This is a genomic window from Neobacillus sp. Soil_C_43, assembly GCF_057656715.1.
On sequence record NZ_JBDGJV010000007.1, the window covers coordinates 147,061 to 163,550 of the forward strand.

The 16,490-nt window shown below is 43.8% G+C and carries 15 protein-coding genes; 14 read left to right on the forward strand and 1 reads right to left on the reverse strand.

From position 1 onward, the window contains the following. Window positions 1–28: 28 nt before the first annotated feature. From icmF to pyrG, 4 genes are all read left to right on the forward strand, one after another. Entirely contained in the window at window positions 29–3,277 is a 3,249-nt protein-coding gene (gene icmF, locus AC3A54_RS11825) for a fused isobutyryl-CoA mutase/GTPase IcmF (protein WP_487654609.1), read from the forward strand. 163 nt (window positions 3,278–3,440) lie between these two features. Then, window positions 3,441–3,638: a hypothetical protein gene (locus tag AC3A54_RS11830; protein WP_308081789.1), complete on the forward strand. Its 198-nt coding sequence runs from the start codon at window positions 3,441–3,443 to the stop codon at window positions 3,636–3,638. Window positions 3,639–3,812: 174 nt separating this feature from the next. Then, window positions 3,813–4,376: a DNA-directed RNA polymerase subunit delta gene (gene rpoE, locus AC3A54_RS11835; protein WP_335544448.1), complete on the forward strand. Its 564-nt coding sequence runs from the start codon at window positions 3,813–3,815 to the stop codon at window positions 4,374–4,376. A gap of 297 nt (window positions 4,377–4,673) precedes the next feature. After that, window positions 4,674–6,269: a CTP synthase gene (gene pyrG / locus AC3A54_RS11840; protein ID WP_487654610.1), complete on the forward strand. Its 1,596-nt coding sequence runs from the start codon at window positions 4,674–4,676 to the stop codon at window positions 6,267–6,269. Window positions 6,270–6,493: 224 nt separating this feature from the next. Here pyrG and AC3A54_RS11845 read toward each other — a convergent pair whose 3' ends face one another. Then, complete coding sequence (locus AC3A54_RS11845) at window positions 6,494–7,027, reverse strand: DUF2529 domain-containing protein (RefSeq protein WP_487654611.1); 534 nt, start codon at window positions 7,025–7,027, stop codon at window positions 6,494–6,496. Between the two features lie 192 nt (window positions 7,028–7,219). Here AC3A54_RS11845 and AC3A54_RS11850 point away from each other — a divergent pair, with 192 nt between their 5' ends. The 10 genes from AC3A54_RS11850 to AC3A54_RS11895 all read left to right on the forward strand — a co-directional run bounded on the left by AC3A54_RS11850 (window position 7,220) and on the right by AC3A54_RS11895 (window position 16,399). Continuing rightward, window positions 7,220–7,591 carry a response regulator gene (locus AC3A54_RS11850; RefSeq protein WP_308081794.1) on the forward strand — a complete coding sequence of 124 codons (372 nt, stop codon included), beginning with the start codon at window positions 7,220–7,222 and terminating at the stop codon, window positions 7,589–7,591. A 288-nt stretch (window positions 7,592–7,879) separates the two neighbouring features. Further along, window positions 7,880–8,737, forward strand: a complete 858-nt coding sequence (locus tag AC3A54_RS11855; protein WP_335544446.1) for a class II fructose-bisphosphate aldolase — start codon at window positions 7,880–7,882, stop codon at window positions 8,735–8,737. A gap of 134 nt (window positions 8,738–8,871) precedes the next feature. Then, entirely contained in the window at window positions 8,872–9,522 is a 651-nt protein-coding gene (fsa, locus tag AC3A54_RS11860; protein WP_308081796.1) for a fructose-6-phosphate aldolase, read from the forward strand. Between the two features lie 272 nt (window positions 9,523–9,794). Further along, a complete protein-coding gene (murA, locus tag AC3A54_RS11865) occupies window positions 9,795–11,081 on the forward strand; it encodes a UDP-N-acetylglucosamine 1-carboxyvinyltransferase (RefSeq protein WP_308081797.1) in 1,287 nt (428 codons plus the stop codon). Between the two features lie 87 nt (window positions 11,082–11,168). Further along, a complete protein-coding gene (gene glpX / locus AC3A54_RS11870) occupies window positions 11,169–12,131 on the forward strand; it encodes a class II fructose-bisphosphatase (RefSeq protein WP_335544445.1) in 963 nt (320 codons plus the stop codon). A 451-nt stretch (window positions 12,132–12,582) separates the two neighbouring features. After that, window positions 12,583–13,848, forward strand: coding sequence for a transcription termination factor Rho (gene rho, locus AC3A54_RS11875; protein ID WP_308081799.1), 1,266 nt, complete (start codon window positions 12,583–12,585; stop codon window positions 13,846–13,848). Between the two features lie 318 nt (window positions 13,849–14,166). Beyond that, the gene (gene rpmE, locus AC3A54_RS11880; protein ID WP_308081800.1) at window positions 14,167–14,379 is read left to right on the forward strand and encodes a 50S ribosomal protein L31; all 213 of its coding nucleotides are present in this window, start codon (window positions 14,167–14,169) and stop codon (window positions 14,377–14,379) included. A gap of 221 nt (window positions 14,380–14,600) precedes the next feature. Next, entirely contained in the window at window positions 14,601–15,218 is a 618-nt protein-coding gene (locus tag AC3A54_RS11885; protein WP_308081801.1) for a thymidine kinase, read from the forward strand. Window positions 15,219–15,358: 140 nt separating this feature from the next. Beyond that, window positions 15,359–15,736: a FixH family protein gene (locus AC3A54_RS11890; RefSeq protein ID WP_487654612.1), complete on the forward strand. Its 378-nt coding sequence runs from the start codon at window positions 15,359–15,361 to the stop codon at window positions 15,734–15,736. A gap of 75 nt (window positions 15,737–15,811) precedes the next feature. Beyond that, window positions 15,812–16,399 carry a hypothetical protein gene (locus AC3A54_RS11895; protein ID WP_487654613.1) on the forward strand — a complete coding sequence of 196 codons (588 nt, stop codon included), beginning with the start codon at window positions 15,812–15,814 and terminating at the stop codon, window positions 16,397–16,399. Window positions 16,400–16,490 lie beyond the last annotated feature (91 nt).

Consider the following 16,490-nt stretch of genomic DNA (forward strand, 5'->3'; position numbering starts at 1 on the left):
AGTTCATTTTTCAAAAAGGGGGAGTACGATGGGAACTTATCAGCCTAAGCATCATATCCGTTTTGTGACGGCGTCGAGTTTGTTTGATGGGCATGATGCTTCGATTAATATTATGAGGCGAATTCTTCAGGCGAGCGGGGCGGAGGTTATTCACCTTGGGCATAACCGTTCGGTGGAGGAGGTTGTGAACGCGGCGATTCAAGAGGATGTGCAGGGGATTGCGATTTCTTCTTATCAAGGCGGACACGTTGAGTACTTTAAATATATGTATGACCTGTTAAAAGAAAAGGGTGCCCCGCATATTCGCATTTATGGCGGCGGGGGTGGCGTTATCATACCAAGGGAAATTGATGAGCTTCATGCTTATGGGATTGCGCGCATCTTTTCACCAGAGGACGGTCGTTTGCTTGGCTTACAGGGCATGATTGATCGAATGATTCAGGAGTGCGATTTTTCAACGGTTGACATGGATGCGGCTGAGCAGATTGAAAAGCTGCCTACTGGGGATGTGAATGCGATTGCGAAGTTGATTACGTTAGCCGAGCTTCATGTCGATAAAAAGAATGAAGCGGCTGCGGCAGCTGAACAGGTGCTCGAACAAGTGAAGTCGCTCGAGAAGGCGATTCCGGTGGTCGGGATTACGGGAACAGGTGGCGCTGGAAAAAGTTCGTTGACGGATGAATTAATCCGCCGCTTTATCAATGAACTTCCTGATAAGAAGGTAGCGATTCTGTCTGTTGATCCAACTAAGCAAAAAACGGGCGGTGCCTTGCTTGGGGACCGAATTCGTATGAATGCGATTTTTTCTCCGAATGTGTATATGCGAAGTCTGGCAACAAGACGTTCGAAAAATGAATTGTCGCTTGCGATTAAGGATGCGGTTGCGGTGACAAAAGCTGCGGGCTTTGACCTGGTGATTGTGGAAACGAGTGGAATCGGGCAGGGTGATGCGGAAATCACGGAAATATGTGATGTTTCCATGTACGTCATGACGAGTGAATTCGGGGCGCCATCTCAGCTTGAAAAAATTGATATGATTGATTTTGCTGACTTAATTGTCATCAATAAATATGAGCGTAAAGGTTCAGAGGATGCGAAGCGCCAGGTGCAAAAGCAGTACCAGCGCAGCCATATGCTGTTTGAAAAAGACCCATCCGAAATGCCGGTGTACGGAACGATTGCGAGTCAGTTTAATGACCCGGGTACAAATGCCCTGTTTGCGGCATTAGTGGAAAAAATCAATGCAAAAATGGCGACGGATTGGGTGACTTCTTTTCGTAAGAGTGCCGTGGTGGAAATGCAGAACGTGATTATTCCAACCGACCGCCGTTACTATTTAAGAGAGATTTCTGACACAGTAAGGGGCTACCATAAGAAGGCGGAAGAGCAAGCGAGTATTGCCCGGAAATTATTCCAGTTGGAAGGGGCGATTCTTGCGGTTCAAGACCAGCCGGAGGTTGTGGCTGCTTTAGAAGTGGTGAAGCAGGAGACGGAAGCTCGTTTAACGCCTGAATCGAAAAAGATTCTCGATACGTGGGAACAGACGAAGAAAGCCTATTCTGGCGACCAGTTTGTGACGCGGATCCGCGATAAAGAGATTATTACGGTGTTAAAGACGAAGAGTTTATCGGGAATTGATATTCCGAAGGTGGCCTTGCCGAAGTTTAAGGACTATGGGGAAATTCTTCGCTGGGTGTATCAGGAAAACGTTCCGGGTGCGTTCCCATATACGGCTGGAGTATTTCCATTCAAGCGTGAGGGAGAGGATCCGAAGCGCCAGTTTGCCGGGGAAGGAACACCGGAACGGACGAACCGTCGTTTCCACTATTTATCGAAGGATGATGCAGCAAAACGTTTAAGTACGGCGTTTGACTCGGTGACGTTGTACGGGGAGGATCCGGATTACCGTCCAGATATTTATGGCAAGGTCGGCGAGAGCGGCGTCAGCGTTTGTACGTTAGATGATATGAAAAAGCTGTATGACGGTTTTGATTTATGCCATCCATCGACTTCCGTTTCGATGACGATTAATGGGCCGGCGCCAATTATTTTGGCGATGTTTATGAATACGGCAATCGACCAGCAGGTGAAGCGGAAGGAAGAGGAACTTGGCCGCGTGTTAACGGTTGAAGAGTTTGCGGAGGTACGTGCCTATACACTGCGTACGGTCCGTGGTACGGTTCAGGCGGATATTTTAAAAGAGGACCAAGGGCAAAACACGTGTATTTTCTCAACGGAATTTGCACTTCGGATGATGGGGGATATCCAGCAATATTTCATTGACCATCAGGTACGCAACTATTATTCAGTTTCGATTTCGGGGTACCATATTGCCGAAGCGGGAGCGAATCCAATTTCGCAGCTGGCGTTTACGCTTTCGAATGGATTCACCTATGTGGAATATTATTTAAGCCGCGGCATGAAGATTGATGATTTTGCACCAAACTTATCGTTCTTTTTCTCAAACGGATTGGATCCGGAGTATACGGTTATTGGCCGTGTGGCGCGCCGCATTTGGGCGACCGTAATGCGTGATAAGTATGGTGCGAATGAGAGAAGCCAGAAGCTGAAGTACCATGTTCAGACTTCAGGTCGTTCGCTCCATGCGCAGGAAATCGACTTTAATGATATTCGCACAACGCTTCAGGCGTTAATGGCGTTGCATGATAATTGTAATTCGCTTCATACCAATGCGTATGATGAGGCGATTACAACGCCAACTGAGGAATCGGTGCGCCGAGCGATGGCAATTCAGATGATTATTACGAAAGAGCACGGCTTAACGAAAAATGAGAATCCGCTTCAAGGCTCGTTTATCGTTGAGGAGCTGACGGAATTGGTTGAGGAAGCGGTGCTTCAGGAGTTTGAGCGTTTGAATGACCGAGGCGGTGTGCTTGGTTCGATGGAAACGCAGTACCAACGCGGAAAAATCCAAGATGAGTCGATGTTTTATGAAATGAAGAAGCATACAGGGGAGTTGCCGATTATTGGGGTGAACACCTATTTGAATCCAAATCCTCCATCAGAGGAAGAGGTCAACAATATGGAGTTGGCACGGGCAACGACGGAGGAAAAGGAATTGCAGATTCATAATTTGCGTTCCTTCCAAGAGGCGCATGCGGACAAAGCGGCAGAGGCGTTAAAGCGGTTAAAAGAAGCAGCGGTCTCTGGCGGCAATATTTTTGCTGCATTAATGGAAACCGTCCAAGTCGCAAGCCTCGGCCAAATCACACGTGCACTATACGAAGTCGGCGGACAATATCGTAGAAATATGTAGGAAATGTAGGGTGTCAGGCACCATGTGAAACGTTCACAAAGGTGCCTGACACCAATCTTTGTTTTTATGGAAAAATTTTTGGGTACAACATGTTAAATTGAAGCGTTATCTTATATAATCAAACTAGTGTAAAACTTCTAAGAGATTTGGCAGGTGAGTGTAGATGAAGGTTAGTCATATATTATTAATTTTAATTGTATTTGCCTGGCCATTAAACTATCTCTATCAGCGTCAATTAGGAGCTATCTCGTTTCTTTTACTAGCAATTTTCTTCTTGGTGATCACGATTAAAGAGACCAAAAAGCTAAAAAATCAGGAAAATGGTGACACACCTAAGTCCAATCAAGAAAAAATCAAGTGAAACATAAGTTAGAAACTAGCATAAACGGGAAGAAATTGTTTATAATGGAGAATATGTCTTTAAAGCGGAAAGGCGGAAGCGGATTGGACCCGAGGGGCTAGGCGCTGAAGCTGGACTAGAAACGCCCGTTATCACTCCTACAAGAGTGTTAAATAGAGAAAGGAAGTGCCAAAATTGAGTTTAGCACAATACTCAAAAGAGGAATTACAAGAGTTATCCCTCATAGAAATGGCTCACGAATACTTAAAAAATAGCAAGCAACCAATCGCTTTCAATGAACTAATTAATGAAATTACAAATGCTGTAGGTATGTCTCAAGAGGAAATTCGCTCAAGACTTGCACAGTTTTATACGGACATGAATATCGATGGCCGCTTCCTCTCATTAGGAGATAATCGTTGGGGACTTCGCGTATGGTATCCGGTTGATACAGCGGAAGAAGAAGTAGTTACTGTGGTTAAACCGAAGAAGAAGAAGGCGAAGAAGGTTGTTGAAGAAGACGAACTTGAAGATTTCGATGAAATCGATGAGGAAGAATATGATGAACTCGACGATTTCGCCGATGAGGACGATCTACTTGATGATGACGACGATCTAGACATTGATGAAGATGAGGATTTGGAAATTGATGAAGACGTCATTGAAGAGGATGAATTCGATCTAGACGAAGATGAAGACTTAGATGAAGAGCTTGATGAGGAAGAAGTTTTTGAAGAGGAAGAAGACGAAGATTTGTAAACAGCTTGACTTTTTTTTCTCGCCCTTGTATTATCTTTTTTGGGCTCCTTAAAAAAGGACAAATCAATCTTTACTTATATGCGCTCCCTATTGGGGCGCTTTTTATTTTTTAAAAAACTCCCGAAATATGGAGTTTTTTCGTTTTTTAGTCTATAGGATAGGTAAGTAATTCATGACGATTGACGAACCCGACGGCCTTGATGGATGATGCGTTCATTCAGCAGGCCAAAATATTTTTTATGAAAAATCCTAAACAGACTGAATAATGGTCAAACTGTTAATAAGGGGGAATTTTTAATGACAAAGTATATTTTTGTAACCGGTGGTGTGGTGTCATCACTTGGAAAGGGAATTACCGCTGCTTCTTTAGGGCGCTTGTTGAAAAATCGGGGCTTGAACGTGACCATCCAAAAATTTGACCCGTATATTAACGTGGACCCTGGAACGATGAGTCCCTACCAACACGGTGAAGTATTCGTTACTGGTGACGGCGCGGAAACAGATTTAGACCTTGGGCACTATGAGCGCTTTATTGACATCAACTTAAACAAGTATAGCAATGTGACAACAGGAAAAATCTATTCAACGGTTTTACGTAAAGAACGCCGCGGTGACTATTTAGGTGCGACGGTTCAGGTTATTCCGCACATTACGAATGAAATTAAAGAGCGCTGCCTGCGTGCCGGTAATGAAACAAATGCCGATGTGGTCATTACTGAAATCGGCGGTACTGTTGGTGACATTGAATCCCTGCCATTCCTTGAAGCGATTCGTCAGATGAAGAGTGACATCGGCAGTGACAATGTTATGTACATTCACTGTACCCTAATTCCGTACATAAAAGCGGCGGGTGAGATGAAGACGAAGCCAACACAGCACAGTGTAAAAGAGCTTCGCAGCTTGGGAATCCAGCCAAATATTATTGTTGTTCGTACGGAAATGCCTGTTTCACAGGACATGAAGGATAAGATTGCTTTGTTCTGTGATATTGACGCCAAGGCTGTTATTGAATGTCAGGATGCAGACACACTTTATTCCATTCCGCTTGCCCTTCAAGAGCAAAACATGGATCAAATTGTGTGTGACCATTTGAAGCTACAGACGAAGGAAGCCGAAATGACTGAGTGGAAACAGCTTGTTGACCGCGTTCTTAGTCTTTCCAACAAGACACGTATTGGTCTTGTCGGAAAATATGTTGAGCTCCAGGATGCTTATATTTCCGTTGTTGAAGCGATGAAGCATGCCGGATACGCGTTTGATTCAGATGTAGAAATTAAATGGATTAATGCAGAGCATGTAACCCGTGAGAATGTAGCTGAACTATTGGCTGATGTAGATGGCGTACTCGTTCCAGGTGGATTTGGCGACCGTGGTGTGGAAGGGAAAATTGAAGCGACTCGCTATGCCCGTGAGCAGAAGAAACCGTTCCTTGGTATTTGCTTAGGCATGCAGCTAGCAACAATTGAATTTGCACGTAACGTCCTTGGTTATAGTGATGCACATTCTGCTGAGTTTGTTCCGGAAACAGCTCATCCAATTATTGATTTACTACCAGAACAAAAGGATGTAGAGGATTTAGGCGGTACATTGCGACTAGGTCTGTATCCTTGCCGTTTGGTTGAAGGCTCGAAAGCGTTCGAGGCGTATGAGGATGAGGTTGTTTACGAGCGTCACCGCCACCGTTATGAATTCAACAATCATTACCGTCAAGAAATGGAAGCACAAGGCTTTATTTTCTCAGGTACTAGCCCTGATGGCCGTTTAGTGGAGATTATCGAGCTTGCGGATCACCCGTGGTTTGTGGCTTCTCAGTTCCATCCAGAGTTTGTGTCCAGACCAACGCGCCCGCAGCCGTTGTTCCGTGACTTTATTAAAGCTTCTTTGCAAAAATAATTTGAGTGGGCCAGTTTTCCTTTGGGGAGCTGGTCTTTTTTATTTGGTTATTTTCCATAAATTGTATAAATCAACAAAACACCTCAAAAATGGCACAAAACTATATGAAATTGGCACAAAATCCATTAATAATGACACAAAACATAGACAAAATGACACAAAAACTATCCAAAATGGTACGAAATCCCAAAATCTACAAAAAAACGGCACCAATCAAGGGCCGTTCACTCAAAATATTCCGCTAAAATCTCATCAATCGTAAATTTCAACCCAAAATAGACGTACAAGGCGGCCATCGACGACGGATAACCAAAGCGATTGCCTAAATCTTCTGGCAATAACCCTTTTTTTAACCGTAAATCAATATGTACATCTGCTAAACTTGTTAAATCGCCTGCGCCAGCTTCCTCCATAACCGTAGAAACAGCCACAAAGGGGATGCCTTTTTCCTGCAAAGCCACAGCAACCGCCATCGCGGCTTCATCCATGGAAGTGCGACTAAACAAGATGACGCGGTCCGCATCGCTTAGCTCGTCCACTTGCTCAAGAGTTAACGACTTTGCACTCTTAAGCGGCTCCACGCCTTCTAACGCTTCAAATTCCACGGCCTTCATTTCAGCCCCACCAAAAATATATATAGACCCATCGCCAACAGGTGCTTGGGCCAGCAATCGGGCACCATCCTCAAACGCAAATTCTTCTTTTTCCTCAATCCGCTTGAATAGGCCTGTTAATTGGGTAGTAAACATCTTTAACATAGTAACCCTCCTTATCACGCCTCCTATTATAGACTTTTTTACCATAATGTAAAATTAGGTAAAAATTACCATAAAAATCATCGCTCAGCTAGCAAAATACAAGAAGGAAAATGACACCCTCTGTCGAATAGGTATAAGGATATGTATAGATAAATGAATCAAAATAAAATAACCAAGGAAGAGGTGGAAGGTATGAAAGAGAAAATTTTAATTGTAGACGACCAATTTGGCATTCGGATTTTGCTAAATGAGGTGTTCCAAAAGGAAGGATACCAGACATTTCAAGCAGCTAACGGCGTTCAGGCATTGGACATCGTCACCAAGCATGACCCGGACCTTGTACTACTTGATATGAAAATTCCAGGAATGGACGGAATTGAAATTTTAAAACGAATGAAAGTGATTGATCCAGAGATTCGCGTGATTATCATGACCGCCTATGGTGAATTGGATATGATTCAAGAGGCCAAGGATCTTGGTGCAATTACACATTTCGCAAAACCGTTTGATATTGACGATATCCGTGCGGCGGTTCGCAAACATATCCCACAAAAAACGAACTAAACATTTCAAAACGAGGCATCGAAAAGGTTGCCTTTTTTTATAAAAAAATAACCAATTGATGTGGTGAAAACGCTTGCTGTGACTTGGGTGCGCTTTCATTATGACAGTTTGCAAAACTGATGGTTGTTTAATAGCATTTCTCTATTTCTTTTGATATGATACATATGAATCTTAACAGGATGAACATCATTTTTCGGAGAATACATAAACACCTTATGAGAGGGAAACCTTTAATATGGAAAGCAGTCTTTCGAAAAGGAGTTCAACCTAATTTAAGGAGGAAAAGAAATGCCTTTAGTTTCAATGACAGAAATGCTTAACAAAGCGAAAGCAGAAGGCTACGCAGTTGGGCAATTTAACCTTAATAACCTAGAATTCACACAAGCTATTCTTCAAGCTGCAGAAGCAGAAAAATCACCAGTTATCCTTGGTGTATCTGAAGGGGCAGCACGTTATATGTCAGGCTTCAAGACTGTTGTAAAAATGGTTGAAGGCTTAATGGAAGATTTAAAAATCACCGTACCAGTGGCTATTCACCTTGACCACGGTTCAAGCTTTGATAAATGTAAAGAAGCAATCGATGCTGGCTTCACATCTGTTATGATCGATGCGTCACACCACCCATTTGAAGAAAACATCGAAATTACAACTAAAGTAGTTGAGTATGCACATTCAAAAGGTGTTTCTGTTGAAGCTGAATTAGGAACAGTTGGCGGACAGGAAGACGATGTAGTAGCTGAAGGCGTTATTTACGCAGATCCAAAAGAGTGTCAAGAACTTGTTAAGCGCACAGGTATCGATTGCCTGGCACCTGCATTAGGTTCTGTACACGGTCCTTACAAAGGCGAACCAAACCTTGGTTTTGCTGAAATGGAGGAAATCGGTAAGATCACTGGTCTTCCATTAGTACTTCATGGTGGAACTGGAATCCCAACAAAGGATATCCAACGTTCAGTTTCTTTAGGAACAGCTAAAATCAACGTGAACACTGAAAACCAAATCGAATCTGCGAAAGCGGTACGTGAAACACTTGCTGCGAAACCAAATGAATACGATCCACGTAAATATTTAGGACCAGCTCGCGATGCGATTAAAGCAACAGTAATCGGCAAAATGCGTGAATTCGGTTCTTCAGGCAGAGCGTAATAAAAAAAGCCGTTTTTTGGCACTTTTTGTTGGTTGCTCAACTATGATAAAATTAAAACCGCCCTTACCTTGAGGGCGGTTTCAGTGTGTAAGTAGAAAACTGAAAATTTAGTCGAAAAATTGGAGGTTATACCATGAAATTTTTTATCGATACAGCGAACTTAGAAGAAATCCGTGAAGCCCATGAACTTGGATTATTAGCTGGAGTAACAACAAATCCATCCCTTGTTGCTAAAGAAAAAGGCGTTTCTTTCCACGATCGTTTACGTGAAATTACAGCGCTTGTTCCTGGATCTGTTAGTGCAGAAGTAATTGCATTAGATGCAGAAGGTATGATTAAAGAAGGAAGAGAACTAGCTGCCATTGCTCCAAATATTACTGTTAAAGTTCCGATGACTCCGGATGGCTTAAAAGCGGTCAATGCTTTTACAAAAGAAGGAATCAAAACGAACGTTACCCTCATCTTTAATGCAAATCAGGCATTGCTTGCAGCACGTGCAGGTGCAACTTATGTATCCCCATTCCTAGGAAGATTAGATGATATCGGTCAAAACGGTTTAGACTTAATCTCTACAATTGCAGAAATTTTTGCCGTTCATGGTATTGAATCAGAAATTATTGCTGCTTCGATCCGTAATCCCATTCATGTGACAGAAGCTGCGTTACGAGGCGCGCATATTGCGACCATTCCTTACAATGTATTAATGGGATTAACAAAACATCCTCTAACAGATAAAGGAATTGAAGCATTCCTTAAAGACTGGAATTCTCGTACGGAAGCCTAATTTACCGCAGTTTTTCCATTTTTGAGCAAATTTTTTTAATATGCATACATGAAAATAGGATTTTCGTGTAAACTAAAGGATAGACAAGCTGTCGGAATTTGGCTTTTGATGTTGGAAAAATATACCTAAAGCCTGGTAGGATGGTACGTAGGTGAGGATACTTATACCCCAAAAGGTAAGCGCATTCTTATGAGGGAATTTTCACACAACGTACACCGGCCATCATCACTGGACCATTCTTGTGATACATAGGGCTTAGAAGGGAGTCAAAAATGGAAAAACTTAAAATTGCGGGCGGGTATCCGTTAAAAGGTACAGTTCGAATCAGTGGAGCGAAAAATAGTGCGGTGGCTTTAATTCCTGCAACGATCTTAGCTGAATCACCTGTTACAATTGAAGGCTTGCCGGATATTTCGGACGTGGAGATTTTGAAGGATCTGCTTGAGGAAATCGGCGGGAAGGTTCAAATCAGTGAGGATGAAATGACGGTCGACCCTTCATCGATGATTTCGATGCCCCTGCCAAATGGCAAGGTGAAAATGCTTCGTGCATCCTATTATTTAATGGGGGCCATGCTCGGACGCTTCAAAAAGGCGGTTATTGGGCTACCAGGCGGCTGCCATCTAGGTCCAAGACCCATTGATCAGCATATTAAAGGCTTTGAGGCTTTAGGTGCACAAATTACCAACGAGCAAGGGGCGATTTATCTTCGCGCCGATGAGCTTCGCGGTGCCCGCATCTATTTAGACGTGGTCAGTGTGGGGGCAACAATCAATATTATGTTGGCTGCGGTAAGAGCTAAGGGACGGACGATCATTGAGAATGCCGCGAAAGAGCCAGAAATCATTGATGTAGCCACGCTTTTAACAAACATGGGTGCAAAAATAAAAGGTGCTGGAACCGATGTCATCCGCATTGATGGGGTGGACACCTTACACGGTTGCCGTCATACGATTATTCCGGACAGGATTGAAGCGGGCACATATATGATTCTTGGGGCAGCAGTTGGCGAAGGTGTGGTTATTGATAATGTGATTCCACAACATTTAGAATCACTGATTGCTAAGCTTCGTGAAATGGGTGTGCACATAGAATCTAGCGATGACCAAGTGTTTGTCGATGGAGGAAATAACTTGAAGGCGGTTGATATTAAGACACTCGTGTATCCTGGATTCCCAACCGACCTGCAGCAGCCGTTTACGACTCTTTTAACAAAAGCCACGGGTTCTAGCGTCGTGACCGATACCATTTACGGTGCACGATTTAAGCATATTGATGAACTAAGACGAATGAACGCCAATATTAAGGTGGAAGGGCGCTCCGCAATCATTAATGGCCCTATTCAGCTTCAAGGAGCGAAAGTGAAGGCCAGTGACCTCCGCGCAGGAGCGGCACTTGTCATCGCCGGCCTTTTAGCAGAAGGAATTACGGAAGTGACTGGACTCGAGCATATTGACCGGGGTTACAGCAATCTGGTTGAAAAGTTAAACGGGCTTGGTGCGACCGTATGGCGTGAAGCATTAACGAAAGAAGAAGTTGAACAACTGAAAAACACATAAAAGGCGGAAGCGACGTGTAATATCGTGTCCGTTTGAGAGAGTAACCTTCAGAGATAAAACAAACGAAAACATGGGAGATGGGAATCGATGGAAAGAAGTTTAACGATGGAGCTTGTCCGCGTTACAGAGGGAGCTGCCTTGGCATCAGCACGTTGGATGGGTCGTGGGAAAAAAGACGAGGCAGATGGTGCAGCGACAACAGCCATGCGTGATGTTTTTGACACGGTTCCAATGAAAGGCACCGTTGTAATTGGTGAAGGGGAAATGGATGAAGCCCCAATGCTTTATATCGGGGAAAAACTTGGTACAGGCTATGGTCCGCGTGTGGATGTCGCTGTTGACCCGCTTGAAGGAACGAACATTTTAGCGTCAGGTGGCTGGAATGCTCTTGCCGTTTTAGCAGTAGCTGACAATGGCAACCTACTTCATGCCCCAGATATGTACATGGAAAAAATCGCTGTCGGTCCGGAAGCTGTTGGCCTGGTTGACATTAATGCCTCTGTCTTAGATAACCTAAAGGCTGTAGCAAAAGCGAAAAACAAGGATATCGAGGACGTAGTTGCAACGGTTTTAAACCGTCCACGTCATGAGCATATTATTGCCCAACTTCGTGAAGCAGGTGCGAGAATCAAGTTGATCAATGATGGTGATGTCGCAGGTGCCATTAATACGGCGTTTGATAATACTGGCGTAGATATTTTGTTTGGTTCCGGTGGTGCGCCTGAGGGTGTTATTGCAGCGGTAGCCTTGAAATGTCTTGGCGGTGAAATCATGGGTAAGCTATTGCCTCAAAATGATGCAGAGCTTGAGCGCTGTATCAAAATGGGATTAGACGTGAACCGTGTTCTTCGTATGGAAGACCTTGTTAAGGGTGACGATGCTATTTTTGCAGCAACCGGTGTTACAGACGGAGAATTACTGCGCGGCGTTCAATTCAAAGGCTCATACGGCTCTACACACTCAGTCGTCATGCGTGCAAAATCAGGCACAGTCCGCTTCATCGAAGGCCGTCACAGCTTGAAAAAGAAACCAAACCTAGTAATTAAATAAATTATTTTATAGAAATTGTTGATTGGAGCGGAAGGTGCGAAGACTCCTGTGGGAGTACGGTTCAGGGGAGACCCCGCAGGCGTAAGCGCCGAGGAGGCTCGCCGAAACGCCCACGGAAAGCGAAGCGCCTGGAGCGGAAATCAACTGTAACAGAGCCGTAAAATAGACATAACTGCAACGGGTGTCAGGCACCAATTCGACTTGGTGTCAGGCACCAATTCGACTTGGTGTCAGGCACCCTTATATTTCTAACAAAAAATTTAGTTGATTAATTTTTTATTCACAGGGTAAAATAGTAATTGTTTTTATTATCTTTAATTTCTGCAATTCTATTCATTTCCATTCTACTTCAATCATCAATTCCTCTAATCTCATTACTATCTAACAGGAAGATCTCCCGCTATGGAAAAGAAGCGGATTTGATGGAAAAATTCAAAAGTGTGGTGTACTAATGGACTTAACAATTTCAAGTTTAGAAAATATGAAGCTGAAGGAACTTTACGAGCTTGCTCGCGAATTTAAAGTAACTTACTACAGCAAATTAACAAAAAAAGAATTAATCTTTGCCATCCTAAAATCTCGTGCGGAACAACAGGGGTACTTTTTCATGGAAGGTGTTCTCGAAATTATCCAATCTGAAGGTTTCGGATTCTTACGCCCGATTAATTACTCGCCAAGCTCAGAGGATATTTATATTTCAGCATCCCAAATCCGCCGTTTTGACCTGCGTAATGGGGACAAGGTCTCTGGTAAGGTTCGTCCTCCGAAGGAAAATGAACGTTACTATGGCTTGCTGCATGTAGAAGCGGTGAACGGAGAAGACCCAGAATCTGCAAAGGAACGAGTCTACTTCCCGGCATTAACACCTCTTTATCCAGACAGACAAATGAAGCTCGAAACAACTCCAAAATATCTTTCTACAAGAATCATGGATGTCGTGGCGCCGGTCGGTTTTGGTCAAAGGGGATTAATCGTTGCTCCACCTAAGGCTGGTAAAACGATGCTGTTAAAAGAAATCGCTAACAGCGTTACGACAAATCATCCAGATGTTGAACTGATTGTTTTGTTAATCGATGAGCGTCCAGAAGAGGTAACCGACATTGAACGTTCGGTTGCGGGGGATGTTGTCAGCTCGACGTTTGACGAAGTGCCTGAAAATCATATTAAAGTGGCCGAGCTCGTGCTTGACCGTGCGATGCGATTAGTGGAACATAAGCGCGATGTCGTGATTCTAATGGATAGCATTACACGTCTGGCTCGTGCCTATAACCTTGTCATTCCACCTAGCGGACGTACGCTGTCTGGTGGTATTGATCCTGCGGCGTTCCACCGTCCAAAGCGTTTCTTTGGTGCGGCTCGTAACATTGAAGAGGGCGGAAGCTTGACGATTCTTGCTACGGCCCTAGTGGAAACAGGTTCACGTATGGACGATGTCATTTATGAAGAATTTAAAGGAACAGGTAACATGGAGCTTCACCTTGACCGTGGTCTGGCTGAACGCCGTATTTTCCCTGCGCTTGATATCCGTCGTTCTGGAACGCGTAAGGAAGAATTGCTGATTCCGAAAGATCATTTAGATAAACTATGGGCGATCAGAAAATCCATGTCGGATTCACCAGACTTTGCCGAGCGTTTCCTGAAAAAACTACGCCAAACAAAGTCCAACGAAGAATTTTTCGCCCAACTTGGGGAAGAGCTAAAAACAAGACGGTCGTAGGTAAATACATTACACATTGGACAAGCAACTTGTTGATTGGAGTGGAAGGAGCGAAGACTCCTGTGGGAGTACGGTTCAGGGGAGACCCCGCAGGCGCTTTTGGCCGAGGAGGCTCGCCGAAACGCCCACGAACCGCTCGCTCCTGGAACGGAAATCAACAGGATGTGTTCAAAAAAGCCAGCAAATCCCAACTTGCAAAAAAAGGGTACCCTTGTTATAATGGGTGCAGTGTGTTTTAAGTAATTCAGTGCCTGTTGAAAGACAAGCACCTTATATAACTCTGTTTCGAAAGATTCAGGGCGGAAGGAGATGAAAAGAATGAAAGCAGGAATTCATCCAAATTATAAAACAGTATCGGTGACTTGCGCATGTGGTAACACATTCGAAACTGGTTCTGTTAAAAATGAGATCCGTGTTGAAACATGTTCAGAATGTCATCCATTCTATACTGGTCGTCAAAAATTCGCTGAAGCTGGCGGACGTGTTGACCGTTTCAACAAAAAATACGGCCTTAAGCAACAGCAACAATAATCGCTCAAAACAGGCAAGAAGAAAGTCGGCTTGCCTGTTTTTTATTGAAAAAAATAGGAAAATTCACTTGCCGGCGGCTGGTTAGTTAGGTCGATATAGGGTAAAGTGATACTAATAAGAAGGTAACAGAGTTCTGTTTAATATAGATCAGCGATACATAGGAAAGTTTGGACAAGTATCGTTAAAAAAGGGTTCGTTTTTTTAGGAAGGAGATGCCGTTTATGTATTTAATGAAGCAAACCGGATGGGTTGAGGTTATCTGCGGCAGTATGTTTTCTGGAAAGTCAGAGGAATTGATACGTCGTGTGAGACGGGCTCAATTCGCGAAGCAAAAAATCGCTGTGTTTAAGCCGAAAATTGATAATCGCTACAGTGAACAATCCGTAGTCTCCCATAATGGCTCTTCTTTTCATGCGAAGCCAATTTCCCATTCTATAGAGATTCTTCATCATGTAGAAGCAGATATGGATATTATCGCGATTGATGAAGTGCAGTTTTTTGACGAAGGAATTGTCCGGGTAGTTCAGCAGCTAGCAGATAGCGGGCACCGCGTCGTTTGTGCTGGTCTTGATATGGATTTCCGTGGCGAGCCGTTCGCACAAATGCCTGCGTTAATGGCGATTGCCGAGACAGTAACAAAGCTTCAGGCAGTTTGCACGGTTTGTGGTTCACCATCTAGCCGCACACAGCGCTTGATTGACGGACGTCCGGCATCATACCATGACCCGGTAATCTTGGTTGGCGCTTCCGAGGCATACGAGCCACGCTGCCGTCACCATCACGAAGTACCAAAAACAGCTTCTTATCGGTCGGTGTTACAAGAAGAAGCAACCAACTAGTGGGGACAGTCCCCCACTGCTTTAAAGCACGGGGGGACTGTCCCCAGAATTAAGAGTTCAGGATGAGGTCCTGGCTCTTTTTTGCGTTAATATGGGGATAGTATAGTAACAAGATTTTTCATCAGAAAGGTAGTGGGTGGATGAAAAAATTTGCTTTTTTGTTCGTCTGTTTCTTAATGATTTTGATGTCGGGATGCAGCTCAAATGATTTTCAAATAGATCTACTGACCCCTAAATCGTTTTCACCTGAACAGTCTTCGACCATTCAAATTAAAGTCCTGGACAGCGAGGGGAAGCCGGTAACTGGTGCGAAGGTTCGTGCGGATTTAAATATGCACATGATGAGTCATGGAGATATTGCCATGAAGGATATGAAAGAAACATCGAACGGTGTTTATTCGGGAGTCGCTACCTTCGAAATGGAAGGGGACTATACGGCCACCATCCAAATCGATGATAACGGTAAAAAGTGGACAGGAGAAAAGAGATTCTCCATTGTTTCTAGCCAAGCAAAGTAGGTAAAGCTTTGGAAGGAATTCACAACGTAACTTCACCTTCTAGACGGGCATGATAGTAGTAATGGGAGGTGTAAGATGCTGAAAAAGTGGATGTTTCTATCCATCACAATGTTATTTTTAGTAAGTGGTTGTCAGAGCAACCGCGGCGCGAATGAAGAGGCCTATGATTTGAAGAAAGACCGCACGGCCCCAAACTTTATGTCCAGCACCCGTAATAATGCGGATGATCCGGATACTTTCGATGATATGTCCACACCAAACCGAGACATCGTGGATAATATGAGCAACAGCAGCAACGACAAAAATCATCCTAACAATCTGTCAGACCGCGGCAAAAATAAGCGGCATTTAGTGGAAGATGATATCACGAACCAAAATCCAAATTTCCTTGACCTAAAGAGGACGGGAAGTGGGTCGGAAGCTGGTGGCGGAAAAAATACCGGTAATGACACTTACAAGGCAAAGCAAGTGATTGCTAAGACAAATGAATTTGTCACTGATTCTGTTTGGATTAATGGGGACCGTATGTGGGTGTCTGTTTATAAAAAGGGCATGCTTTCTGATAAAGAAAGAATGGACGCACAAGCACGTCTCCACCGCAAACTTGTACAAGCTCTACCGCGCTACAATATCGAAGTTCGTGTAAAAGAAGACCGAAGATAACATGCTCTGATTCTAGGGCATGTTTTTATTTGTATTTTTTTACTGGGATTGATAAAATTAGAACAAACGTTCCTTTGGAGAGGGGATTTCC

What these genes read in the sequence shown, in the direction of transcription:
- AC3A54_RS11895 (WP_487654613.1), top strand. Translation starts at nt 15,812, where the DNA reads ATGCTGAAAAAGTGGATGTTTCTATCCATCACAATGTTATTTTTAGTA.
- AC3A54_RS11850 (WP_308081794.1), top strand. Translation starts at nt 7,220, where the DNA reads ATGAAAGAGAAAATTTTAATTGTAGACGACCAATTTGGCATTCGGATT.
- rpmE (WP_308081800.1), top strand. Translation starts at nt 14,167, where the DNA reads ATGAAAGCAGGAATTCATCCAAATTATAAAACAGTATCGGTGACTTGC.
- icmF (WP_487654609.1), top strand. Translation starts at nt 29, where the DNA reads ATGGGAACTTATCAGCCTAAGCATCATATCCGTTTTGTGACGGCGTCG.
- pyrG (WP_487654610.1), top strand. Translation starts at nt 4,674, where the DNA reads ATGACAAAGTATATTTTTGTAACCGGTGGTGTGGTGTCATCACTTGGA.
- AC3A54_RS11855 (WP_335544446.1), top strand. Translation starts at nt 7,880, where the DNA reads ATGCCTTTAGTTTCAATGACAGAAATGCTTAACAAAGCGAAAGCAGAA.
- AC3A54_RS11885 (WP_308081801.1), top strand. Translation starts at nt 14,601, where the DNA reads ATGTATTTAATGAAGCAAACCGGATGGGTTGAGGTTATCTGCGGCAGT.
- glpX (WP_335544445.1), top strand. Translation starts at nt 11,169, where the DNA reads ATGGAAAGAAGTTTAACGATGGAGCTTGTCCGCGTTACAGAGGGAGCT.
- murA (WP_308081797.1), top strand. Translation starts at nt 9,795, where the DNA reads ATGGAAAAACTTAAAATTGCGGGCGGGTATCCGTTAAAAGGTACAGTT.
- AC3A54_RS11830 (WP_308081789.1), top strand. Translation starts at nt 3,441, where the DNA reads ATGAAGGTTAGTCATATATTATTAATTTTAATTGTATTTGCCTGGCCA.
- fsa (WP_308081796.1), top strand. Translation starts at nt 8,872, where the DNA reads ATGAAATTTTTTATCGATACAGCGAACTTAGAAGAAATCCGTGAAGCC.
- AC3A54_RS11890 (WP_487654612.1), top strand. Translation starts at nt 15,359, where the DNA reads ATGAAAAAATTTGCTTTTTTGTTCGTCTGTTTCTTAATGATTTTGATG.
- AC3A54_RS11845 (WP_487654611.1), bottom strand. Translation starts at nt 7,027, where the DNA reads ATGTTAAAGATGTTTACTACCCAATTAACAGGCCTATTCAAGCGGATT.
- rho (WP_308081799.1), top strand. Translation starts at nt 12,583, where the DNA reads ATGGACTTAACAATTTCAAGTTTAGAAAATATGAAGCTGAAGGAACTT.